Here is a 24,500-nt window from a genome sequence, read left to right as displayed (position 1 = left end):
TTGATTTAGGTACAACATTGAGTCTTAGAAAACCTAGCTAGTCAAAAAGCGATACGTGTTAAAGAACTAAAAAATAAGAAAAAAGAGGCAAGGGTGAAAAGCGAACGACAGAAGCTGGTGGAAAAGCATAGTCAGCTTAATCAAACCGATAACGTTAAAGTAATTTCTCACGTTCAGCGTGAAGAAAAAGACAGCGATTGGATACGCCATACTATTATGCTTGAAGGCATTGATGTCCCTTTTATTTACCGGCGAAAGCAGCAATATCAAAGCTTAAAAGGGGCAAGAGTAAACGTAACCTATTATCGCCATGTAGAAGAGGTGGCCGGCATTGAATTTGAAACCATGAAAGTGGTAAGAATTAAACGCAGCTAAATTGTTAACTAGCCCTTGCCGCTAAGATAAACCTTTTTTGACTTACACCTTTTAACTTGCACCTAAATAGCTACCGATTCGGTGCTAAACCATAGTGAACAACAATGAATAATGAATGGTTAAATGCCTATGTACTGCATAGACGCCCTTACAGGGAGACCAGCTATATTGTTGACTTTTTCACCCTGGAAGAGGGGCGTGTTAGTGCGGTAGCTAAAGGCGTGAAAAACAGTAAATCAGATAAAAAGAGCCTGCTTCAACCTTTCCAGCATCTTCGCCTACAGTTAAGTGGAAAGTCAGAGTTAAAAAACCTACGTCACGTTGAAAGCGTCGCCCCGTCCATCAATCTTGTAGGCACAGCGTTGTTTTGTGCCATGTATGTAAACGAGCTAACCAATCGCGTTATGCCCGCCGGCCTTGCCAGCGATGGCGTACACAACGCTTATGAAAATGCATTACTGTCCCTTCGTGATAATAACGACATAGAAGTGACCTTGCGACAGTTCGAATTTGCACTACTTGATGAAATGGGGTTACTTCCCGACTTCACTACTGACGTAGAATACGAAATGCCAATAGAAGAAACAGGTAGCTATAACTTTCAAATAGATGCGGGCTTTGTGCCTATTCCCGAAGATATGGCTGGCACGAGGGGTATGCGAGGCTTTCCCGGGCGAGCATTGCTTAGTTTGTCACAGGGAGAGTTTACCCCGCTTAGCAAGAAGGTTGCTAAAGTGCTTTGTCGCGACTTGCTTAAACCGCTCATTGGCGACAAGCCGCTTAAAAGCCGCGAACTATTTATGCCAAAACCACGTTAGGGCATAAATAAGTTAAAATCGCTAACATCCTAACGCATTTGAGAACTTATCTTTCAAACGCACTGTTCTATGAGTATTTATGTGTTTGAGTAAACCTGTCATCACTGTCAGTTTCTCTAAATTATTTTCTCTTAACTCAAATGCTTAAACAGCACCTTCTATAAAAAAATTTGCTACAATCTCCACTTTCTAAGGAAGGGTGTTTGCGCCCTTTAAATAATGTATTAAACATGAAGAGCAGGCATCTTCTTTCGCTCTTACAGGTTAGGTGGTGAAATGAGCACGATTCTATTAGGCGTTAACATCGACCATATCGCAACGCTTCGCAATGCGCGCGGTACACATTATCCAGATCCAGTGCATGCTGCTGACATTGCTGAGCGTGCAGGTGCAGACGGCATTACCGTTCACTTACGTGAAGATCGCCGTCATATCAAAGATCGCGACGTACGTATTTTAGCGCAAACCATTAACACCCGACTTAATCTGGAAATGGCAGTAACCGATGAAATGTTGGCCATTGCAGAAGAAGTAAAACCTGTTTTTTGCTGTCTAGTACCAGAAAAGCGCGAAGAGCTGACTACCGAAGGTGGACTCGATGTAGCGGGCAATTTCGAGAACATCAAAGCAGCGTGCGAGCGTCTTGCGAATGCAAACATCCTAGTGTCTTTGTTTATCGACGCAGATAAAGCGCAAATTGATGCAGCGGCAGCATGTAACGCGCCTTATATTGAAATTCACACCGGACAATACGCAGAAGCTACCAGTGAAGATGAGCAGCAAAAAGAGCTGGCTCGCTTAGTTGAAGGTATTGAGTATGCTGACAGTTTAGGGCTTAAAGTGAATGCGGGTCACGGCTTGCACTATCACAACGTTAAACCAATTGCCGCTATTCCTCAGCTAATCGAACTTAATATTGGTCATGCTATCATCGCTCGCGCCGCGTTTGACGGTCTTCACACAGCAGTGGCTGATATGCGTAAGCTGATGCTTGAAGCTCGCGCGGGCATTTAAGCTTAGATTCAAAAGGGTGTAGATAACGTGGCAATTGCAGGGCTAGGTACTGACATTGTAGAAATTGCTCGCCTTGGTAAAGGCGAGAGCGCTAACGAACGTTTGGCCAAGCGTGTACTTACGCCTTTCGAATGGCAGACGTTTAGTGAACACGCTACACCAGTGCGCTTTTTAGCAAAACGTTTCGCCGCGAAAGAAGCCGCGGTGAAAGCCCTTGGTACCGGTATTGGGAATGGAATTAGTTGGCAACACATAGAGGTGCGTAACAACGACCTAGGGGCGCCAGAACTTCATTTTTCTGGTGAATTTGCTGCTATGTGTGAGGCACGGGGCATTACTCGAAGCGTGATCAGTATTTCAGATGAGCAGCATTACGCCGTCGCCACCGTTATACTAGAATCCTAATCATTTACTAAAGCGGGCGTTAACTAAAACGCGCACTACGAAAACGCAGACTCAATGAAGCCCAGGTAGATGACATCTATCTGGTCTGCGTTTATAAAAAACGCTACAAATATCAAACCACGCAAAGCAAGTTACCGGAGTCACACTTGGCAAACCTTTTTAAACAATCACGCAGCAAGCAAAAAGGCAAAACGTCTTCACGCCTAAGTGGCAATGCAAAGAAAGGTAATGCTAGCGCCAACGCGCAAGTCGCAGGACTTCGATTTGGAAAAGCTAATAAAGCCTCACAAGGCAATAAAAGCCAAAATTCCAATACGGTTACCATTGAAGATATCGACTGGATGGGCCATGGGATAGTGCGCGGTAACCCCATGATGTTTGTTGAAGGTGCCCTTGTTGGGGAAACCTGCGACATAGAGGTGCTATCTAGCAAAAAGAAAGTGATTAACGCGAAGGCGACAAACATTCATTCGCCAAGTGAAGCAAGACAAGCGCCTTTTTGCCCAGTGTTTGATTCATGTGGTGGATGTCAGCTGCAGCATATAAAGCCCGATGCGGCCCTTACGCAAAGAGACAATGCCCTTAAAGTGGTGATGGAACGTCAATTGGCGATGAAGCCAAATGTTTGGCAAGCTCCTTTAGTGGGTCCTCGCCCCCAATATCGCAGAAAAGCAAGGTTGGCTATCGATGCCCGCAACCCGAATCAAATTAAACTAGGCTTTCGTGAAGCGAATAGCAACAACGTCGTTAATATAGAAAGTTGCCCAATACTGGTCGACCCTTTATCTAATATCATTGGCCCTTTACAAAACGCGCTTACAGGCTTCGAGTCAGCTCGACACATTGGACATATCAGCCTTATCGCCGGTGATAATATCTCGCACCTTGTTATTAAACATATTAAAGCCCTTGAGGCAGAGCTTATTGATGCGGTGAGCGAATTGGTCAACACGAGTTCTTCGGTTGGCGACCACGGTATTGAGTTAAAGCTTGAAAATAAGCAAGGGCAAATACGCAGTGTGGGGCGTGGTACTGATATGGTCATTAACACGATAAATGACTGTTCTATTTCCCCTAGTGCTAATGACTTTATTCAAATAAATAAAGTGGTTAACGATAAAATGATTAAGCAGGCAATAGGTTGGCTAAACCCACAGCCCAACGAACGTATTGCCGATTGGTTTAGCGGGCTGGGCAATTTTACCTTACCTATTGCTAAGTCAGGTGCAAGGGTACAAGCGGTAGAGGGTGTGGCAGAAATGGTGCGCCGCGCAAAAGACAATGCACAGCGACAGGGCATTAAAAATGTCGAGTGGCTGCATTTAGATTTGGCAGATAAGACCAACGTCGAGGCTTCATTACAGCAGGGCTTTGCTAAGGTACTGCTTGACCCTTCAAGAGAAGGGGCATTGACCGTTTGTCATGCGCTTGTAAAAGCACTACCAAAAACGATAGTGTATGTTTCTTGCAATCCAAGTACGTTTTCTAGAGACGCAAAAGTGTTGATAGACGGAGGTTATGAAATGGAAAAAGCGGGCATAGCAGAAATGTTCCCCTTCACCCATCACATGGAAATGATGGCCTTGTTTACGCGAAAGCAGCAGTAACGAGTAAAGGATATGGTATCAACAAGAAAGGTCCACGAAGCAGACCGGCCCCCCTTTGAAGCCTGGCTAGACAGTCTTGAGCTGAGTGCAGAAACAAAAGATAAGCTAAGTGCTGTGTCTTCCATTCCTGAGCGACTATTGGTTGGTCAAGAAATGGTTGAGATTTTGTGTCAGCTTAATATGGATGATGCAACGCTTCAGGCTGCCTTGGTGTTTCCTTATTGCGAACAGCACGCTTTAAGTGAAGAAGATATTGTTGATGAATTTGGTGGGGAGATTCGAGACCTTATCGTTGGCGTGCGTCGAATGGATGCCATCAAGTCGTTACATGCCCGTAAAGTGAACGGCTCTGGCTTTGCTGAAAGATCAGACGAGCAGCATATAGACAGTATTCGCCGCATGCTGCTGGCGATGGTAGAAGACGTACGCGCCGTTGTTATCAAGATGGCCGAGCGTATTTGTGCACTACAACAGGTTAAAAAAGCTGACGAAGAAACCCGTGTTATGGTGGCTCGCGAGTGCGCCAGTATTTATGCGCCATTGGCAAACCGCTTGGGTATCGGACAGTTAAAGTGGGAACTTGAAGATCTCGCGTTTCGCTACCTACACCCCATTACCTACAAACAAATTGCCAAGCAGTTAGACGGTAAACGCAGAGAGCGTGCTGAGTATATAGAAACTATTGTGGGCGACTTGCAAGGCCTACTTGATGGTGAAGAGATCCGCGCTGAAGTTTATGGCCGCCCAAAGCACATTTTCAGCATTTGGAAGAAAATGCAGAAAAAGCGCCTAACGTTCGAGCAGCTTTTTGATATTCGTGCAGTGCGTATTATTGCCGAGCGACTTCAAGATTGCTACGCAGCGCTTGGTACCGTTCACGCAAGCTATAAACATTTACCTAACGAATTCGACGATTATATCGCAACGCCTAAACCCAATGGATATCAGTCAATTCATACAGTTATTGTGGGGCCTGAAGGGAAGTCGGTTGAGATTCAAATTCGTACCCAGAAAATGCATCAAGACGCCGAACTTGGTGTGGCTGCGCACTGGAAATATAAAGAAGGCAGTACGGGCAAGCAGTCAGGCTATGACGAGCGTATAAACTGGCTTCGTCGCATACTTGCATGGCAAGAAGAAGTAGCGGAATCTGGCGATTTGGTTGAAGAACTTCGCAGCCAGGTGTTTGACGATAGAGTGTACGTGTTCACACCGAAAGGCGACGTAATTGACCTTCCCCAAGGCGCTACGCCCCTTGATTTTGCGTACTATATTCACAGTAATGTGGGACATCGCTGTATTGGCGCAAAAGTGAATGGGCGCATAGTGCCGTTTACTTACTTGCTGCAAAGTGGCGACCAAATAGAAGTATTAACCGGGAAAGAGCCGAATCCAAGTCGGGACTGGATGCATCCGGGCCTTGGCTACGTCCATTCTTCGCGAGCGCGCGCCACTATCCACTCCTTCTTTAAAAAGCAGGACAGAGATAAAAACCTTGCAGCCGGTAAAGAACTGCTAGAGCGCGAACTTCAGCGTGCTCATTTGCCGGCCAAAGTACCTAACGAGGCGTTTGAGAAGTTTAACTTACAAACCCTTGATGACTTGTACACTGCGGTAGGTGCCGGTGATGTGCGCGTTATGCAGGTGATTAACTTTATTCATCACTTGCAAGAACCTCCAGCCCCTGAGCCTGAAATTAGCCCTAAGGTGAAAACACGCAAGACTGCGGCAGGCACGGGCAAAAAAGACGCCGTAGTCGTGCAGGGCGTGGGGCACTTAATGAGTCAGCTGGCTAACTGCTGTAAGCCAGTTCCGGGCGAAGCTATTTTAGGCTATATCACGCAAGGCCGTGGCGTAAGCGTTCACAAAGAAAGTTGCAGTCAGCTGCAGCACTTGTTGTCACAGCACCCTGAGCGTCAGATCGAAGTGAATTGGTCACATGAGCTTAAAGTGGGTTTTGAGACGGGCATTGATATATTTTGCCACGATAGAAACGGCCTGTTGCGCGACATTACTACTGTGTTGGCAAATGAAAACGTACCGCTTTTAGGCGTAAACAGCTTAAGTGATAAAAACAGGCAGACGGCACTAATTGCCATATCTATCGAAGTTAATGACCTTGAAAGAGTGTCAAAAGTGTTAACCCAATTGCGACAACTTAAAGGCGTGACAGATGCAAAACGCAAGCAAAGCTAGCCTTGGCGAAATGCAGCGGCTGCTGGACATTATGACGCAGCTGCGCGACCCGCAATCTGGATGTCCGTGGGATGTGAAACAAACCATGGAAAGCCTAACTCGCTACACCATAGAAGAGGCCTACGAAGTGGCTGATGCTGTTGCCGCTGGTGATATGCACGATATCAAAGATGAGCTCGGTGATTTGTTGTTTCAAGTGGTGTTTTACGCGCAAATCGCTAGTGAATCGAGTGCATTTTCTTTTGACGATGTGGCACAAAGCATTAGCGAAAAACTCGTGCGTCGCCATCCTCATGTTTTTGCTAATCAGCTTGCATCTGAGAGCGCTGGCGATACAACTGAAAACGTCACGGGCGAACGTACCCAGTTGAACGACAGCGCTTTAAACGCGCAGTGGGATGCAATTAAAGCTCAAGAAAAGCAGCTTAAAAAGCAGCGCTTAAAGCAAGTCGGCGAAGCAGTAGATACCAGTATTTTAGATAACGTACCCAAAGGTATGCCGGCACTTATGTACGCGCAAAAGCTGCAAAAAGCCTGTGCAAAGGTAGGCTTTGACTGGCCTGACGCCGCACCTGTTATTGATAAAGTACGCGAAGAAGTAGAAGAGATTCAGCAAGAGCTTGATACGAAGCAACGCCTTCTATGTGAAAACAGTACTGACAAAAAGCCTTCAAGCAATGTTATGCATGATAACCAACTGGCTATCGAAGAAGAAATTGGCGATGCGCTTTTTGCCATGGTTAATTTGGCAAGGCACTGCAAGGTAGATGCTGATACTGCGCTTCGCAACGCCAGTAACAAGTTTGCCAACCGTTTTAAAGGCGTAGAGCGTTTAGCGGCAGAGCAGGGTGAGAAGCTTGACGCATTGACTTTAGATGAAATGGAAGCACTGTGGCAGCAGGTTAAACAATCTTCTAATACTAAGTGAATTGTTTAGCTACGCTTTAAAAACACAGTAACAGGTTATTCAACGTCTAGTTTGTCTCAAAGATTTTGGGCTACTTGTGTATAAATACATCACGCACAAAGGTCAAAAAATTAGACCAATGTAGATGGAAACTTTGCCATTTTGTCATATGTTTAGTAAGTAGGTTTGATTTACGACAAGGGCATATAGATCCATTTTGTCTATAATCTGTGTACTAAACTAGCACGTTGGAATGGTGCTTAGCCGGTGTTAACAGACAACACTGACCAAGGAGTTGGACTGAATTGGGCGCAACCGTTTTATGAAAAAAGTACTGTATTTATCGTTAGGGTTGTTTTTAACGTGTTTGGGTATTATTGGTGCCTTCCTACCAGTAATGCCAACCACGGTATTTTTGATAGGTGCGCTTTTTTGTTTTACTAAATCTTCACCGCGCCTTGAGAGTTGGCTTATTCAGCACCCCAAATATGGGCCTAGTCTGGTTGCGTGGCGTAAACACGGTGCAATATCTAAAAAGGTAAAATGCATAGCCTGTTGCAGTATGCTGGTAAGTTTTATTCTTATTTGTCTATTTGCATCAATGCCGATCCCCGCTTACATAGGCATCGCAATGTTTATGGGAATAGGCGCATATTTCGTAGTTACGCGCCCCAGTATCCCAGCGATCTAGAGCTGTACCGAAGCTCAATAAGCCTTCACAAGTGAATATCCCGTAATTGAAGAAATCGAATTGTGACAATCCATTAGCTCTAACGGTTCCTACCTAGTCGCTCGTGACTGCTTACCCATTCATCTGCTACCACAGCAGAGCCCAGAGACAGATCGCCACATAGCACGGTCGCCGCAACAATTTCCGCAAACTTGTTAACGCTACCTCTTTCTGTACAGCCAAGTACGCTTAAACATTCGTTTTGTGTAGCTAAGCCGGTTCCACCACCGTACGTAGCAACGATTAGCGATGGAATAGTAACAGAGAAGTAATAGTCGCCGTTTGGCGTAATTTCGGCGTAGGTAAACCCCGCCGACGACTCAGCTACGTTAGCAACATCTTGCCCGCAAGCAATAAAGATAGCGGTAATGCCGTTGGCGAAGTGGGCACCATTGTTAACACTACCGGCCATCAACGCGCCCATATTTGAATATTGACGCTGTTTAAACAAAGCCTCTGGCGGGCAATGCATAATGTCTGTCATAAGTTGTTTAGGCAAGGTTATCTCTGCGACAACGCGCTTACCGCGGGTATGCAGCGAGTTTAAGTGAGAGTGCTTTTTATCAGTATCAAGATTTGCTGCCAGCACAAAGTGCTCAATAGGGCCCGAATAGTTTGTCTGTATCCACTCGCAGCCTGCTTTGGTAGCTTTGCTTACCATGTTTTGCCCAGCAGCATCACCACAGGTAAAGTTGAACCTAAGCCAGCGAAGCTTAGAGGCGGCATATTGCTCTATATCCCGAAGTTTACCTACGCTGGTGGTACTATCACAGGCTTGTTTAATGGCTTCAAAGTTTTGCTCAACCCACTTGCCAAATTCGAGGGCTTCTCTTGCGTTAAAAAACGCGAACATAGGCGCTCGCTGCATAGCGTCGTCAATAACTGTGGTGGTTATGCCGCCCGCTTCTCTCGTTAAGCGCATGCCTCTGCTGTAGCTGGCTGTTAGTGTACCCTCTGTTGTAGCCATTGGAACGTAGAACTCGCCTTTGGCGTGCTCTCCGTTCACTAGCATCGGGCCTGCAAAGCCGATAGGGACCTGTGCAACGCCTGCGAAGTTTTCTATGTTTCCCGACAAGGTTTCGGGCGGTATGGAATAGTGTCCTAAGTGGTTTAGCTGAGTGCCGGTCTCGCGCGCAATAAATTCGCGGCGTGTTCGGCTCATGTCATCGGTATAGTCGTTGTCTGAGGAACGTGGGATTTTAGGCATTGGGCCACTCCTTTTTTTTTCATAATAGGAGTGCTGATACCGAATGAGAACTGTTTACAATTTATACATGGCGATAAGTGCCGCCTATGTATGCGCTTTTTATGTAGAAAGGCAGTAAATTCACCTTTCTACACGCAAAAAAAACAGAGGACATTGCTTATTTCGAACTCACTAGCGACGCGAGACTGCGCCGCATACTGCTGATGATGCTATGCTTTTTGAGTCAATTTTGCTTGAAGTACAGCAATCTCTTCTCGGCGTTTTTTATCTGCTAGAGGGCGGTTGGCTTTTTCAGGCGCGTTTTGAGCGCGGATTAAAAACGCTTGGGCCTCTTCATATTCTCCATCGTCGAAAAGAAACTCGGCATAAAAGAAGTTTTGGTCCATCCCTTGAGGATTGATTTCCAGTGCACGCTTAAATAGCTTTTCAGCTTTTTTGTCACTACCAAAGCTCACAGGCCAGCCCGGCACTTTGTGATAAAGCGCGGCTAATACGGTTAATGCCGTTCCGTCTAGAACTGATTCTTCTTTTTCAATGGCGCGCTCTAAATTTTCTTTCGCACTTTTAGCAAAGTCTAAGGCGCCCAATCCTCCTTTGGCACTTGCTGTGCTGGATTGAGTAATAGCCAGCCAAGTAAGAGACTCTGCACTATTCTCAGATTGCTCCACGAGTTTTGTAGCTTGTTCGATAAGTTCTGAAAAGGCGCTAAGTTGCGCGTCGCCCTCTAATTGATAGTTCACGGATGCCCACTGTTGTTGAAGCTTAAGCAGTTCGTCGGCTGACGCCGCTACCGGAGTGATAAGTGCCGCTGATGCTAATCCTGCGATAACAAGTGGGGAAAGTCGTTTTTTTATTGTCATGAAAATACCAGATAAAAGAGTTTAATTAGATAAATAATATGGCCATTAGTGCTTGGCCACTAAAGGTGAAGAAAGGCTGCATTTAATACTGAAGTTGGTTCAACCCATTGTTAACAATATCGGTTTGCTTGTCCCGTTTTCTAGAGGGGAGGGAATAACTGATCGATAGGTTTGTTAGTGTGAGCAGCATAAAAACTGAAGCTACAAAGTGGGGTCTTTTCATTAGAGTTATTAGAAGAATTGAATGCAACGGACGTACAGTACATTAACTCAGTTTCTGTGTCATCGGCTGATGATGGAATTTTATCCATGTTTTTTGTTGTTAGGGGTTCGCATTTCCTTCAATTCCTGTATAATTCGCGCCCTGCCCAGTTACGCCCACCTTTGGGAAGGTGGAAGAATCAGCCGGCTCGAAGGGGTCTTTGTGTTGATTTTAAGGTGATTTCTGGTGTTCAGAAATCAGTAACGACGATATTATTCGGGTGAATTTGAAAATGAAAACTTTTGTTGCTAAGCCAGAAACGGTACAACGTGACTGGTATGTGGTAGACGCCACAGACAAAACTCTAGGCCGTTTGGCTTCTGAAATCGCACTACGCCTTCGTGGTAAGCATAAGCCAGAGTACACACCTCACGTGGACACTGGTGATTACATCATCGTAATCAATGCTGAAAAAGTTGCGGTTACAGGCCGTAAAGCGCAAGACAAAATGTACTATGCGCACTCTGGTTACCCAGGTGGTCTTAAAGAGACAAACTTTGAAAAACTAATTGCTCACAAGCCAGAAATGGTTCTTGAAAAAGCAGTTAAAGGCATGTTGCCAAAAGGCCCTCTAGGCCGCGCAATGTTCCGTAAAATGAAAGTTTACGCTGGTGCAGAACACTCTCACGCAGCACAGCAACCACAAGTTTTGGACATTTAAGGAGCTATTAACATGGCAGATACTCAATACTACGGCACAGGCCGCCGCAAAAGTTCTACTGCTCGTGTGTTCCTACGTCCAGGCACAGGTAGCATTAAAGTAAACCAACGCGCTCTTGACGAGTACTTTGGTCGTGAAACAGAGTGCATGGTTGTTCGTCAGCCACTTGAACTTGTTGAAATGACTGAAAAGTTTGACGTATACATCACTGTTAAAGGTGGTGGTTCTAACGGTCAAGCGGGTGCAATCCGTCACGGTCTTACTCGTGCTCTTATGGAGTATGATGAAGCACTACGTCCAGCACTTCGTAAAGCTGGCTTCGTTACTCGTGATGCACGTCGCGTTGAACGTAAGAAAGTTGGTCTACACAAAGCGCGTAAGCGTCCACAATTCTCAAAGCGTTAATTTTTACGTTTTTTGTATTGCAAAAACCCGGCTTATGCCGGGTTTTTTATTTCTAGCCAGAAAATAAAATGAAAAAAGGTGGAGGGATTTATGCTTCACTGCGTATTAATAAGTAGGCCAGAAATGAATGAAGAATCAGTGTGAAAGTTGTTTATTTAAATACTCAATCAGCTATAGCGCAATCTCAAAGCGACAACGCTACGCTCTACCACCTCATTTCTGAGCATGAACCGGCACTTCGTCGGTTTATTCGAGTAAGGGCACGAGCTAATTCCTCGGAAGTGGAAGATATTCTCCAAGAAATGTACGCCAAACTGTTTTCACTAGATGGAATGGCTCAAAAGATTGAAGCGCGCCAAGATACGTTTAGAAGTTTTTTGTTTACCGTCGTCACCAATTTAATCATCGATAGAGAACGGCGAGCAAAGGTACGTGCTCATGAAGCGCATGAACCATTTTCTGATACCCTATACTCTACGTGGAGCAATGAACCCGAGAAGCACGCAGGGATAGCTGAGAAACTCATTGAAATTGAAAGTGTGCTTGAAAATATTAATCCTCATCACAAATCTGCGTTTGTACTTTGCCGTGTTGAAGGTAAAGCTTATCGGGAAATCAGCGATATATTAGGCGTTTCTGTTAGTACAGTAGAAAAATACATTTCGGCCGCATTGACGGCTATTCGAAATAAGGTGCAAGATTAATGGCTACGGCTTTGAACCAGCATTCAATCAATAAACGTGCAAGTGATTACGTTGTGCGTCTTTACTCTGGTGAACTGACAGCTAAAGAAGAAAGTGAGATCCTTGCATGGTGCGATGCAAAAGCCGCCCATCAAGCAGCTTTTGACGATGCGCTTTTAGTATGGGAGAGCTCTGCTCACATTGCGCCTCATATAGGGTGGCGCCAAAAGTTGGAAAAACGTTTCTATCGCATGCGCTATCTAGCCGCATCTATTGTTGTAGCAGCATTCTGCTTTTTACTCATCACGCATTATGATGCGCCTGACCAACGTATTGCTAACAGTGAGCTTGCCAATAGTTATTCCACTGCCATCGGCGAGGTGAGCAATGTTGGATTACCAGATGGCTCTACCATTACGTTAAATACAGATACCCGCATTAATATAAAGTTTAGCGAAGCGCACAGAGAGCTCTGGCTAGAACACGGTGAGGCATTTTTTGATATTGCTAAAGATCGCTCCCGTCCATTTTTAATTCATACCGTAAATAAAACCGTGAGAGTCGTAGGGACGAAGTTTAATATTAAGCTGTCACAGTCTGGGTTTGATATAGCCGTAGAAGAAGGTATCGTTGCCATTGAAGAAAAGGCAGAGTCGAACACCGACAAACCAGCGAAAGGTGATACCCAAGTGTTATTGGAAGCCGGCGCAGTTGCATCATTCAATGATACCAGTGCACTTATCGCAAAAGAAAATGTGGACAGTGTAGTAAAAGCGCAAAGTTGGCGTACGGGTTACTTACGTTTTGATGAAGAACGGTTAGATAAAGTTATTGCCAGTTTTAACCGCTATAGAAGCAAAAAAATAGTGATTAGTCAGGATGTAGCCGATTTGCGTATTAGTGGCGTTTTTAAGCTGTCAGATGGAGATGCGATTTTAACGGCACTTGAAGCAACCTTGCCGATAGAAGCGAAAAGAGATGAAGAAAATATAAAACTAGTGAAGAAATAGCGGAGGGTTTTGTTTTTGGCTGCGTATTAACTAAAAGGGAACACATTAAAATACTATAGGAGCAGCCATGAAGTTGCCAAAAACCACAACAAGTACGTTAGCCCTGTGTGTCGCATTGTCACTAAGCTCAGGCTTAAAAGCACAGCAAATAGATAACCTTTCAATTCAAGCTACTACACTTGATAACGCATTACTCTCACTGGCACAGCACAGTGAAGTTCAAATCTTGTTTTCAGACGCTAGAATAAAGCAAAAACTAGCCCCTAAGCTAGAAGGTAGTATGGATGTGCAAGATGCACTTTCTACCTTGCTTGAAGGCACTGGCTTCACCTACAAGCAAACCTCTAAAAGTACCTATATTGTTACACCGATTGGTAGCGAAGAGAAAAACCAACCACAAAACCCTTCTGCCGTTCCCGTTACTGCTGACGTTCAGAAACAAGAAGCAAGTGTAGAGCGTATTCAGGTTACTGGCTCAAACATCCGTGGGATGCAAGATACTGGCGCATTGCCCGTCACCATGATGTCGTCTGAAGATATTGACGGTTTAGGCTTAAGCAGTGGCGCTGAAATTTTAGCGGAGTTACCGCAACAAGGTGCTGTAAATTTTAACAGCGAGCGTGTAGTTGGTGGTGTTAACGACGCACGTGGCGATGTCTCATCAGTAAACCTACGTGGTATAGGCACAGGTTATACGCTTACGCTGTTGAACGGTCGCCGATTAGTGCTACACCCAGGTACGCAAGCCGAAAACTTAGTACCTGTTACTACCGTGAATTCAAATACGCTCCCAGTTAAAGGACTAAAACGCGTTGAAGTGTTACGCGATGGCGCTGCGGCTATTTACGGTACTGATGCCATATCAGGTGTAGTAAATTATGTTTTAGACGACAAGTATACGGGTGGTGAGCTTCAAGCCCACTATGGCAGTAGTCAGGGTACAGGTCGTGACCAAATCAATTTATCAGGCGCTGGTGGTTGGTTATTTAACAATGATAAAACCCACGTTACTTTTAGTGGTGGGTACTATCATCGGGATATGGTTATGGCGAGTGAGCGGGATTATTCTGCCAGTTCTGACTTACGTAACTACAGCGAAGTGCCTGCTGATTTTGTTGGCGATACACAACTAGATAATCGCTCAACGGTAACGCCATGGGGTGAATTTTCCTCAGACAGTCTAGGCACCTTTCACCTTGAGCCAGCGTCATACGACGATTGTGTTGCGGAAGTTAATGGCGATGTGTGCGCGTCTTCTGGATCAACGCCTCGAGATATGCGCTTCGACTCAAACTCACAGCGTAGCTTGAGCTCGGAAGTTGATAGGCTCAATCTATACACCTTGGTGAATCACCAAATTAATGATGATGTTGAGATATACGGTGAAGCCCTTTACTACTCAGCAACAGCAAAACGTATTCGTGAACAATCGGGCAATTTAACAGCACAGCGTTTTACAGTTTCTGCTGATGCATTTTACAACCCTTTTGGTGAAGACGTGACTGTTCGTCGCTATCGTCCCATTGATACAGGCCCTCGAAATATCGAAGTCGATGATTACAGCTATCGTTTATTAGCAGGCTCTCGTGGTTATATCGGCGATTGGGACTTCGATTCCGCCGTGTTGTATTCAAAAGCCAATACTATCGATACCGCAAATCGAATTAACACCACCTTGTTCCAACAAGCGGTTAATAGTACTGACGAAAGCACGGCTTACAATATTTTTAGCGGCGCCAGTGTAACTAACCCAAATACGGTCGATGAAACGCCGGTATCTCAAAGTGTTATCGACAGCTTTATGGTGGATGTTGAGCGGGAATCAGAAACAGAACTTGCTTCAATTGATGCCAAAGTATCTCGATCAGATTTATTTAGTTTACCCGCCGGTGATGTAGGTTTTGCCGCAGGTATTGAATATCGCTATGAAAGCTTTTTTGACAAACGTACCGATGATTTGAATGGCACATTGTTTTTCAGTGATTTAGTGGGTGGCACTTCATCCGAAATTGCTAGCCAAGTATTAGGAAGCAGCCCTACGCCAGATGCTAGCGGAAGTCGTAATGTGGTATCTGCGTACGCGGAATTTGCTATTCCATTGTTGGCCGATAAACCGTTTGTTGAAAGTTTAAATTTACAGGTAGCCGGGCGTTACGAAGATTTCTCTGACGTAGGCAGTGTATTTAAACCTAAATTTGCCCTTGCATGGACGGTAAATGAAAACGCATTAATTCGTGGTGCATATTCAGGGGGCTTTAAAGCGCCAGGATTGCCACAAACCACAGCAGTAGATGTTGCCCGTTCTAATACCAGAACCGATCCGTTGACACAAACGAATCGTGGTACGCTAGAACTTCGAAATGGTAGCGATACCTTAAGCCCCGAAGAAAGTGAAAATTACTCGTTTGGCGTAGTACTTACCCCTACCAAAGCGTTAACCCTCACAGTCGATTGGTGGCAAATCAAACAAGAGAATACGGTGGGTATTTTAAATAGCCAAACACAAATCTTGTATGATGCGCTATTACGTAGCCAGGGTAGCTCGAATGAAAATGTGGTTCGTGATGAAAATGACGAAATTATATATATTCGAAATGATTACACTAACTTACTACCAAGAGACATTTCTGGTATCGATTACAGTGCTGATTACCGTTTTGAAACTGAAGTAGGTGATTTTTCCATTAAGCTCAATGCCGCCAATTTAAGAAAATTTGATCAAGGATCTGACGATATCACAGACCTAGTGGTTGCAGCGCAAGAAGCTGGAAACGAAGCGTTATTGTACGAAGGTGAGCAAGTTGCCATATTTGGTAGCGATGGCGACCTTATTCGTCAAAACGAACGCCCAGAATGGCGGGCTAATTTATCGCTAACCTATTCTCGAGATGCATGGCGTGCCGGTCTTAAATATCGTTACGTTAGTGATGTTGAAGACACTAGCTTAAATTATACCGACGATTCAGGTGATTTAGTGACTTACGTCATTGATGATTGGTCAACGTTAGATGCGTACGTAAGTTACCGCTTTAGTAAAGATGCATTGTTTAGCGGAAAAACGAAAGTGACCGTAGGCATGCGTAACCTGACTAACGAAGAACCGCCGTTTGCCGATGAAACTTTTGGTTTCAGCAGTAGCCTTCATTCATCAATTGGCCGTTATACCTACGTAACTCTAAATCATAAATTCTAAGTTAAACACTAAATCTATTTTCACATCATAAAAAGGCGCTTACCATTAGGTGGGCGCTTATTTCATGGAGATATCATGTTCCGATTACTTTTCATTGCACTGGCATTTGCTTCCCCTTTTACATTGGCGTGTGAATTCGAAGGCGTTACTTTTTCTGCAGATTTTGAAGCCGGTAAGTTAGATTCCTGTGAAGTCGACGAAAACGGCACCTATGTATTGAGCTTCTTACCAGAAGATAAGCCCATAAATCCTAGCCCTTGGTATTACTTTAGTGTTACCGCAGCAGGTGATACATCGTCAAAACAAGCTGAAAAAGTAGACGTAGTGCTGACCTTTGACGGTTATGCTCCAAGGTATTTACCTAAAGTGAGTTACGATCAAAAAAGCTGGAAGATAACCGCGTTTGATACCACAGAGCAGGGAATGACACTAACTTTGCCGGTATCAAAGCAGCCACTGTATGTGGCAGCCCAGCGTCCTATTCCAAATTCAGTTTACACAAACTGGCTAAAACAAGCAGAGCAAGACTTTAGCATTAAGCCGTTTACGATTGGCAAATCTACCGAAGGCCGCACGCTTTCTGCATTTGCTCTTGAAAAGCCCGAGAACACCGAGTGGGTTATTTTCGTTGGTCGTCAACACCCACCGGAAGTAACAGGCGCGGTAGCCATGTTCTCTTTTCTAAATCAATTCTTAACTATTACGTCTGAAAACAGTGCGTTTTTGTCGCGCTTTAATGTGCTGGTTGTTCCGAACATAAACCCTGATGGTGTAGCCAATGGTCATTGGCGACATAGTGTTGGGCATAAAGATCTAAACCGCGATTGGAATGTATTCTCTCAACCAGAGACCAAGGCCGTGAAAACGTATCTAGATAAAATAACGAATGCTGGTGGGAAAATTGTAATGGGTATGGACTTTCACTCTACCCACAATAATGTTTTTTATACCATTCCGGTAGATGAAAATATCGCCCCTAGGGACATGGTTGTAGGTTGGTTGGCCGACTTGCAAACGCAAACCAAAGGCGTATTTAAAGTCGTAGACAAACCTGGCACTTCGCCAGGGAAAGGCGTTTTTAAACAGTTTTTTGCTGATGTTTATCACGTGCATGGTGTTACCTATGAAGTCGGTGATAATGAGCCGAATGAGAAAACTCGCTACGTTGCTAAACATGCTGCCAATACGCTTATCGATACGTTAATTGCCACCCCTGCTGAAGAATTTTATATTAAAGCGTGTGCAGACGAAGCAGCAAGTTGTGAGCAATGATTATGCATTTACGCACAAATAAACCCAAAGCGCTTCGCCATAAACTTGCTATCGCAGTACTCATGTCCTTGATTAGTGTTGCAGGCACTGTTAAGGCTCAAAGTATAGAGCAAACTGATGTTTCGGCGATAGACTCTAAAGCCGCGTTTACTTTTGTTCATCAAAGCACAATGAAGCATATTGCTAAAACTATGTGGGAAAAACCTGAACTGGGTTTTCTAGAGTACAACAGTAGCGCATTAATGCAACAGACGCTGATTGAGCGTGGCTTCAAAGTAACGGCCGGTATTGCGGGTATGCCCACTGCATTCATTGCGCAATACAACCAAGTAGGCCAGACAGAAGATGGTGAGCATAAGCCGGTTATCGGCTTGCTTGCCGAAATGGATGCCTTACCCAGCATGGGGGTCTTAAATACGTCTGATAAACAGCCGATTAGCACTAACGGTCATGTTCACGCAGGTCATGCTTGTGGACACAACTTGTTTGCCGGCGGGGTAATAGGCGCTGCGCTTAGCTTGGCTGATTATCTCGACTCCCATCCAAATCAAGGCTCTCTGAAGGTTTTCGGCGCACCCGCTGAAGAAGGAGGCTCAGGGAAAGTTTATTTGGTGAAAGCTGGCGTATTTGAAGACGTAGATGTTGCCCTTCATTGGCACCCATCGGATAGCACGACTTCTTCACCATCATCTTCGCTGGCCAACAAAAGTGGTAAGTTTCGCTTTTATGGGACTGCCGCGCATGCTGCTGCGGCGCCAGATAAAGGGCGTTCGGCATTAGATGGCGTAGAAGCTATGAATATGATGGTAAATTTAATGCGTGAACATGTACCGGATGGCACGAGAATTCACTATGTCATCACTAACGGCGGAACGGCGCCCAACGTAGTGCCGGATTTCGCCGAAGTATACTATTACGTGCGTTCAGCACAGCCAGCTGTTGTGCTGTCACTGTGGGAAAGATTGGAAAAAGCGGCGGAGGGAGCGGCACTTGGCACCGAAACCCGTGTTAATTGGGAAGTCACTGGTGGTGTGTGGAATGTATTACCTAATGTGACCTTATCAAAATTAATGCACAAGCATATTGACGCCGCACCTCCGATTATTTTGACTAAAAGCGAGCAACAGTTTGCTAGCGAAATAAGTCGCACCCGCGAGCAGGCTTTTGACCACAATGCTCACAGCACACCAGAGCCCTTCGATGAAAAGATTACTGTTTGGTCGGCATCAACTGATGTTGGTGATGTGAGTTGGCAAGTGCCTACCGTAGGAGTATCTAGCGCAACCTGGGTAAAAGGAACGCCACCCCATACTTGGCAGGCTTCAGCAATGAGTGGTACTGATATTGGTTACAAAGGTATGTACTTGGCCAGTGAGGTCATCACGCAAACTGCGATATCCCTTTTCTCTGAACCTGAAAATATCAGTAAAGCGAAGCAAGAGTTTCAGCAACGAAAAAGTACGTTGAACTATGAATCCATGCTTGGGCAGAGAGCACCAGCACTTGATTATCGTAAGTAGAATATTGTCGTAGTACTGCGTCAGAGGTTTATAACAATCTTGTAATGTAACTAAGAGGTTTGGCCGAATCTCGGTCAAATTCTTGATTCTATTCCGATCACTCGCTAATTTTTAACGGTGACCCCAGATTAATTTATCGCTTAAATATCAGTAAAACCTTGTGTTTATAAGGGCTTTTCTTTTATCATTTGCGGTCGAAAATTTTGAAAACTTTCGTGACCTCGTAAACCAGTAAATTTTTGCTGTTACGTTGCTGTCATGACAAGCCATATGATGCATGACGCAAGCGTGATAAAACCAGTATAAGCTTGGGTTACACATCATAATTATCCAAACCTGGAGAAATGTGGATGAGCAATGTATCTGTAGATGCAACAGAGTCTGCACACAATGAAAACCAGCCAGAAAACAACACTCGTCGTCGGTTCTTGACCGTTGCCACGTCGGTAGTTGGTGGTGTAGGTGTCGTTGGTGCTGCTGTGCCTTTTATTGCGTCCTGGAATCCAAGCGCCAAAGCGAAAGCAGCCGGTGCTGACGTTGAAGTAGATATCAGCGGGATTGAGCCTGGACAATTAGTACGTGTAATGTGGCGAAGCAAGCCTGTATGGATTGTACGTCGTACGCCTGAGATTCTTGAAGAACTAGGCACACACGAAGATAAGCTGAAAGATCCTAACTCTGAAGCTGAGCAGCAACCTACTTTTGCTCAAAATCGTTTCCGTTCGATGAAAGAAGAATACCTGATTCTAGTGGGTATTTGTACGCACCTAGGTTGCTCTCCACAGCACCTTAAAGACGGCGCTTTCGAAGAAGTGGTTGAGGGTGTGCCAGATGGTTTCTTCTGCCCATGCCACGGTTCTAAGTTTGATATGGCAGGACGTGTATTCCAAAACGTACCGGCACCATTAAACCTAGTTGTACCGCCATATCAATTCGTTGATGACAATAACATCATCATCGGTTCAGAAGCGGAGGCTTAATTATTATGAATGCTTTCCTAGGTTGGATTGAAGAACGCATCCCAATGATGCGCGTTGCGAATATGCACGCTCTTCAATATCCTGCTCCAAAGAACATGAACTTTTGGTATGTGTTCGGTTTTCTAGCTACTATCGTTTTGGTAAACCAAATTGTTACTGGTATCTGGTTGACCATGAACTTCGTTCCATCTTCAGAAGGTGCATTTGCTTCTGTTGAATACATCATGCGTGAGATCGACTACGGTTGGATCATTCGTTACATGCACAGTACTGGCGCATCGGCGTTCTTTATTGTGGTATATCTACACATGTTCCGCGGCATGATTTACGGCTCTTATCAGAAGCCTCGTGAGCTTTTATGGGTGTTTGGTATGTTTATTTACCTAGCACTCATGGCAGAAGCTTTCATGGGTTATGTACTACCTTGGGGACAGATGTCTTACTGGGGGGCGCAGGTAATCGTATCGCTATTTGGTGCTATCCCTGTTGTAGGTCCTGACTTGGTAATCTGGCTACAGGGTGACTACGTTATCTCTGGCGCAACTCTAAACCGTTTCTTCGCATTACACGTTATTGCGTTGCCATTGGTTATCGTTATTCTTGTGTTCCTTCACATTATCGCACTTCACGAAGTGGGTTCTAACAACCCTGATGGTATTGCTATCAAGCACAAGAAAGGTTCACTGCCAGAGTCTGAAAAGACTAAATATGAAATTCATGAATACTACACAAGCAAGTACGACATTGCTGATGACGTATTGCCGTTCTTCCCACACATCGTACTTAAAGACCTTGTGGCATTCTGTATTTTCTTAGCGCTATTTACTTATGTGCTGTTCTTTGCCCCTGAAATGGGCGGTAAATTCCTAGAGCACCCTAACTTTGAAATTGCTAACCCGTTGAAAACACCTGAGCATATCTTCCCAGTGTGGTACTTCACGCCGTTCTACGCAATTTTGAAAGCGGTACCTGATAAGTTGTTCGGTGTACTAGCTATGTTCGGTGCAATTGCTGCGCTATTCGCTCTGCCTTGGTTAGACCGTGGTCGCGTTAAGTCATGGCGCTATCGCTGTGGTCTGCACAAAGTAAACCTTATTGTGTTTGCAATTGTGTTTATCTTCCTAGGTTACCTAGGTGGTACGCCACAAGAAAACTGGAAAATCATTGCGTCGCAAGTTGCTACAGTAATGTACTTCGGTTTCTTCATTGCATTGTTCTTGTACAGCAAAAACGAAAACACTAAACCTGTGCCAGAGAGGATTTCTAAATGAAAAAAATGATGTGCTTTTTAGCCTTCTTCCTACCTGGCGTAGCGCTTGCGGCAGGCGGGAACGTACACCTAGACAAAGCGCCTATCGATTTAACCGATAAGGCGTCTTTACAACGCGGTGCACAATTGTTCATGAACTACTGCTTAGGCTGTCACTCAATGAAGTACCAGCGCTATCAGCGTTCATTCCAAGATTTGGGTATTCCTGACGAACTAGGCCAAGAATACCTGCAGTTTACGGGTGAAAAAGTGTCTGACTATATCACTCGTGCAATGCCTGAAGAAGCTGCTGCTGGCTGGTTTGGTGCTGCTCCACCAGATCTAACCCTAGTGGCGCGTGTTCGTGGTGAAGACTGGATTTACACTTACTTGCGTTCTTTCTATGTAGATGAGAGCCGCCCGTTTGGTGTGAACAACACAGTATTCCCAGAAGTGGGTATGCCACACGTACTTCAACCACTTCAAGGCACGCCAACGCGTACATATGAAGAGCAAATGGTTGATGGCGAGATGGTTAAGCGTTATGTAGGCATTAAGTCAGATGGTACTGGCGCAATGTCTCCTGACGAGTACGACCAAGCTGTTGCCGATATCGTGAACTTCCTAGAGTACACGGGTGAGCCTTCAAAACTTGAATCTCACAAAATCGGCAAGTGGGTACTTATCTTTATCGCAGTATTGTTTGTATTTGTTTACTTACTGAAGAAAGAATACTGGCGAGAAGTGCACTAATCGCACAGATTTATGTATAATATGAAAAGGGGGCTTCTCGCCCCCTTTTTTGGTATTTACTCGTGCTACCTGAAAACCCTTTTGTATAGAGTGTTCAGGTAGCACGAGTTATCGTAATAAGCTTACCGTTTGTAAGCGTAAACTTGTTTCTCGACGGAGGAAATTGAATGGCCGTAGCCGCGAATAAACGTTCTATTATGACGTTGTTCTCTGACACAATTGATATTTATAGCCACCAGGTGCGCATTGTGTTGGCAGAAAAAGGTGTGGGTGTTGAAATCAGCTACACAGATCCTAGCAACCTGTCTGAAGATCTGTTGGAGCTTAACCCTTACGGTACTGTTCCAACTCTAGTTGATCGCGAGCTTGTACTTTACAAGTCGCATATCATTATGGAATACCTTGATGAGCGTTTCCCTCATCCACCACTAATGCCGGTTTACCCTGTATCACGTGGCCAAAGCCGTCTTATGATGCACCGCATTGAGCAAGATTGGTACTCGCTTGCTGCTCGTATCTTCCGTGGTGAAGGTGACGTAGAAGCAGCACGTAATGAGCTGCGTGAAGCCTTGCTATCACTTGCGCCTGTATTTGGTGAGATGCCTTACTTCATGAGCGAAGAGTTCAGCTTAGTTGATTGCTACCTTGCTCCGCTATTATGGCGTTTACCTGCACTAGGTATTGAACTAAACGGAGCCGGCAGCAAAGAAATTAACGCTTACATGAACCGCATTTTCTCTCGTAGCTCATTTAAAGCGTCTTTGACTGACCAAGAGCGTGAGATCCACAACCCGCTATGACATCTATGACGTCTAACCAGCCCTATTTGCTTAGGGCTTTTTATGAGTGGATTGTTGATAACGATTTAACGCCGTATATTGTGGTTGATGCAACTAACGAATTAGTTGAAGTGCCGCAAGAATTTGTTAAAGACGGCCAAATTGTTTTAAACGTATCGCCAAGCGCATGTGTGAACTTCTCTCTTGATTTAGACGGCTTGTCTTTTCAAGCACGTTTTTCTGGGCAGCCCAGAAGATTGAGTATGCCTTGTGAAGCTGTGATGGCTATATACGCAAGGGAAAACGGTGCAGGTACTGTATTTGCCACCGAAGAAGATGTGGCTCGTGCGCAGCAAGAGCGTACTGAAACATCTGAAGATGTGTCTCAACCGAGCGGACCAACGCCGCTAGAAGATGCTGACTCAGGCGACATTCAAGATGCGCCGGTTCCGCCTAAAAAAGGCAAGCCGAGCCTAAAGGTTATTAAATAGCTAATTAAGTAGCTAACTGGGCCATTTTCATGGCCGCTATTTAAAAACTTTCAGTGTATTGACGTAGTCTGGCTTTGCAAAGCTGTTCGCTTAAGCAGAGCCAGCTATTATCTTCACACTCGCCTCACCTAATGCTTTACTCTCACTTCGAAGCTAGTATTTGTTACCTCGCAATTAAGTGTCTATTTACAAAAATCGTGCCTAATTAAAAACGAAAACACCCCATTACTCATAGGTAATAGGGCGCTAAAGCGGCTGATTCGCTATCGATCTATTAACGAGTTCGCGTTATCACAACACGACTTGTCGGGAAATCGAAGCGATGGGCTTCGGTTAGTACAGACGTTGACAACCCTTCACGGCTTGGGTCATTCGTGTTTGCACTAGTTACCACACCTTGATGAAGCCTTACTGCATCTGCGAGATCGTCCCTAACTACATCATAACCCGCTGCCTCTCCGCCACCACCTGCTGTTCCTGCGGCAGGGCCCGGCATTGTGGCTGCTGTTTCTGTATTGGCCTCTGTACCTGCGTCCCAAGTCACTGTCATGAATGTTTTCGCATCACCCACTGCCATGTTACTTACGTTAGCTGCATTTAAGCCAGTAAACGCATCGTTGGTATTAACCAACATGGTCGTTACTGTAAGACGCAGGTCGTCAGCGTCGAGTTCTGGAACCACAAGGGTTAGTTCTGTGCCCATTGAACGAGGGCCCAATATGCCCCCAGAGTTTTGCGCATCCAAAAAGTCCGTGGAGTCCATGGCTTCAGTAATGACCATAGACGGGTCACCGCCCTCAGCCATAATTTCAATGCCCATGCTGGCTGGCTCGCCCTCACTAAATGAATGGAAGCCTGACTCATGCAAGATGACGGCGGCAGGAGCAAAGGGCTGAGAGTAAGTTAAGTTGGTAATTTGTACGGTATAAACCGCTGAATTACCATTGATACCATCTTGCCCGTCCGAACCGTCTTGGCCGTCTGCGCCATCCTGTCCGTCAGTACCTGCTTCCCCCTGTGGGCCAGCGGGTCCTTGAGGGCCTGTATCACCATCGTCGCCGCACGCCGCTAAAAGAGCTGATAGCATCAATAACGTACTGAGTTTAATTATTGGATTATTCAT

General features: G+C 45.1%; 23 protein-coding genes. 20 read left to right on the top strand and 3 right to left on the bottom strand.

Annotated features, from left to right (window positions below; translation table 11 throughout):
- The first annotated feature begins 93 nt into the window (after positions 1-93).
- The 8 genes from ACXACS_RS18015 to ACXACS_RS17980 all read left to right on the top strand — a co-directional run bounded on the left by ACXACS_RS18015 (position 94) and on the right by ACXACS_RS17980 (position 8,013).
- A complete protein-coding gene (locus tag ACXACS_RS18015; protein ID WP_474808637.1) occupies positions 94-375 on the top strand; it encodes a hypothetical protein in 282 nt (93 codons plus the stop codon).
- A 104-nt stretch (positions 376-479) separates the two neighbouring features.
- Positions 480-1,193: a DNA repair protein RecO gene (gene recO / locus ACXACS_RS18010; RefSeq protein WP_474808635.1), complete on the top strand. Its 714-nt coding sequence runs from the start codon at positions 480-482 to the stop codon at positions 1,191-1,193.
- Between the two features lie 276 nt (positions 1,194-1,469).
- On the top strand, positions 1,470-2,207 hold the full coding sequence (gene pdxJ, locus ACXACS_RS18005) for a pyridoxine 5'-phosphate synthase (RefSeq protein ID WP_474808633.1): 738 nt from the start codon (positions 1,470-1,472) through the stop codon (positions 2,205-2,207).
- A gap of 27 nt (positions 2,208-2,234) precedes the next feature.
- Positions 2,235-2,612 (top strand): holo-ACP synthase, encoded by a 378-nt coding sequence (gene acpS / locus ACXACS_RS18000; RefSeq protein WP_474808631.1) that lies wholly within the window; start codon positions 2,235-2,237, stop codon positions 2,610-2,612.
- A gap of 146 nt (positions 2,613-2,758) precedes the next feature.
- Entirely contained in the window at positions 2,759-4,219 is a 1,461-nt protein-coding gene (gene rlmD / locus ACXACS_RS17995) for a 23S rRNA (uracil(1939)-C(5))-methyltransferase RlmD (protein ID WP_474808629.1), read from the top strand.
- Positions 4,220-4,231: 12 nt separating this feature from the next.
- Positions 4,232-6,415 (top strand): GTP diphosphokinase, encoded by a 2,184-nt coding sequence (gene relA, locus ACXACS_RS17990; RefSeq protein WP_474808627.1) that lies wholly within the window; start codon positions 4,232-4,234, stop codon positions 6,413-6,415.
- The gene (gene mazG / locus ACXACS_RS17985) at positions 6,393-7,343 is read left to right on the top strand and encodes a nucleoside triphosphate pyrophosphohydrolase (protein ID WP_474808626.1); all 951 of its coding nucleotides are present in this window, start codon (positions 6,393-6,395) and stop codon (positions 7,341-7,343) included. The genes relA and mazG overlap by 23 nt, the downstream gene beginning before the upstream one ends.
- A 301-nt stretch (positions 7,344-7,644) precedes the next feature.
- Complete coding sequence (locus tag ACXACS_RS17980) at positions 7,645-8,013, top strand: YbaN family protein (RefSeq protein ID WP_474808624.1); 369 nt, start codon at positions 7,645-7,647, stop codon at positions 8,011-8,013.
- Between the two features lie 79 nt (positions 8,014-8,092).
- On the opposite strand, the gene ACXACS_RS17975 is transcribed toward ACXACS_RS17980, so the two are convergent.
- Both ACXACS_RS17975 and ACXACS_RS17970 read right to left on the bottom strand, forming a co-directional pair.
- A complete protein-coding gene (locus tag ACXACS_RS17975; protein WP_474808622.1) occupies positions 8,093-9,259 on the bottom strand; it encodes a hydroxymethylglutaryl-CoA reductase in 1,167 nt (388 codons plus the stop codon).
- A gap of 209 nt (positions 9,260-9,468) precedes the next feature.
- Positions 9,469-10,119 (bottom strand): tetratricopeptide repeat protein, encoded by a 651-nt coding sequence (locus tag ACXACS_RS17970; protein ID WP_474808621.1) that lies wholly within the window; start codon positions 10,117-10,119, stop codon positions 9,469-9,471.
- A 494-nt stretch (positions 10,120-10,613) separates the two neighbouring features.
- Between ACXACS_RS17970 and rplM the strand changes: the two genes are divergently transcribed.
- From rplM to ACXACS_RS17910, 12 genes are all read left to right on the top strand, one after another.
- Positions 10,614-11,042 (top strand): 50S ribosomal protein L13, encoded by a 429-nt coding sequence (gene rplM / locus ACXACS_RS17965; protein WP_012517329.1) that lies wholly within the window; start codon positions 10,614-10,616, stop codon positions 11,040-11,042.
- Between the two features lie 12 nt (positions 11,043-11,054).
- Positions 11,055-11,447 carry a 30S ribosomal protein S9 gene (gene rpsI, locus ACXACS_RS17960; RefSeq protein ID WP_014948330.1) on the top strand — a complete coding sequence of 131 codons (393 nt, stop codon included), beginning with the start codon at positions 11,055-11,057 and terminating at the stop codon, positions 11,445-11,447.
- A 140-nt stretch (positions 11,448-11,587) separates the two neighbouring features.
- The gene (locus ACXACS_RS17955; protein ID WP_025256472.1) at positions 11,588-12,151 is read left to right on the top strand and encodes an RNA polymerase sigma factor; all 564 of its coding nucleotides are present in this window, start codon (positions 11,588-11,590) and stop codon (positions 12,149-12,151) included.
- The gene (locus tag ACXACS_RS17950; RefSeq protein ID WP_474808618.1) at positions 12,151-13,140 is read left to right on the top strand and encodes a FecR family protein; all 990 of its coding nucleotides are present in this window, start codon (positions 12,151-12,153) and stop codon (positions 13,138-13,140) included. The genes ACXACS_RS17955 and ACXACS_RS17950 overlap by 1 nt, the downstream gene beginning before the upstream one ends.
- Before the next feature lie 67 nt (positions 13,141-13,207).
- Positions 13,208-16,333, top strand: coding sequence for a TonB-dependent receptor (locus tag ACXACS_RS17945; protein ID WP_474808616.1), 3,126 nt, complete (start codon positions 13,208-13,210; stop codon positions 16,331-16,333).
- A 75-nt stretch (positions 16,334-16,408) separates the two neighbouring features.
- Positions 16,409-17,605, top strand: coding sequence for a M14 family metallopeptidase (locus ACXACS_RS17940; protein WP_474808614.1), 1,197 nt, complete (start codon positions 16,409-16,411; stop codon positions 17,603-17,605).
- Between the two features lie 2 nt (positions 17,606-17,607).
- Positions 17,608-19,125: an amidohydrolase gene (locus ACXACS_RS17935; protein ID WP_474808612.1), complete on the top strand. Its 1,518-nt coding sequence runs from the start codon at positions 17,608-17,610 to the stop codon at positions 19,123-19,125.
- Between the two features lie 350 nt (positions 19,126-19,475).
- Complete coding sequence (gene petA, locus ACXACS_RS17930) at positions 19,476-20,105, top strand: ubiquinol-cytochrome c reductase iron-sulfur subunit (RefSeq protein WP_118490220.1); 630 nt, start codon at positions 19,476-19,478, stop codon at positions 20,103-20,105.
- Positions 20,106-20,110: 5 nt separating this feature from the next.
- The gene (locus ACXACS_RS17925; RefSeq protein WP_110288466.1) at positions 20,111-21,376 is read left to right on the top strand and encodes a cytochrome b; all 1,266 of its coding nucleotides are present in this window, start codon (positions 20,111-20,113) and stop codon (positions 21,374-21,376) included.
- The gene (locus tag ACXACS_RS17920; protein WP_014948333.1) at positions 21,373-22,107 is read left to right on the top strand and encodes a cytochrome c1; all 735 of its coding nucleotides are present in this window, start codon (positions 21,373-21,375) and stop codon (positions 22,105-22,107) included. Before ACXACS_RS17925 ends, ACXACS_RS17920 begins: the two co-directional genes overlap by 4 nt.
- A gap of 167 nt (positions 22,108-22,274) precedes the next feature.
- Positions 22,275-22,907 carry a stringent starvation protein SspA gene (sspA, locus tag ACXACS_RS17915; RefSeq protein WP_012517332.1) on the top strand — a complete coding sequence of 211 codons (633 nt, stop codon included), beginning with the start codon at positions 22,275-22,277 and terminating at the stop codon, positions 22,905-22,907.
- Positions 22,904-23,377, top strand: coding sequence for a ClpXP protease specificity-enhancing factor (locus ACXACS_RS17910; RefSeq protein WP_474808610.1), 474 nt, complete (start codon positions 22,904-22,906; stop codon positions 23,375-23,377). Before sspA ends, ACXACS_RS17910 begins: the two co-directional genes overlap by 4 nt.
- A 274-nt stretch (positions 23,378-23,651) precedes the next feature.
- Here ACXACS_RS17910 and ACXACS_RS17905 read toward each other — a convergent pair whose 3' ends face one another.
- Positions 23,652-24,500, bottom strand: a complete 849-nt coding sequence (locus ACXACS_RS17905; RefSeq protein ID WP_474808608.1) for a spondin domain-containing protein — start codon at positions 24,498-24,500, stop codon at positions 23,652-23,654.

It is taken from the genome of Alteromonas sp. AWM4_230, from assembly GCF_056158305.1.
This window is presented reverse-complemented; position numbering and strand designations above follow the sequence as displayed.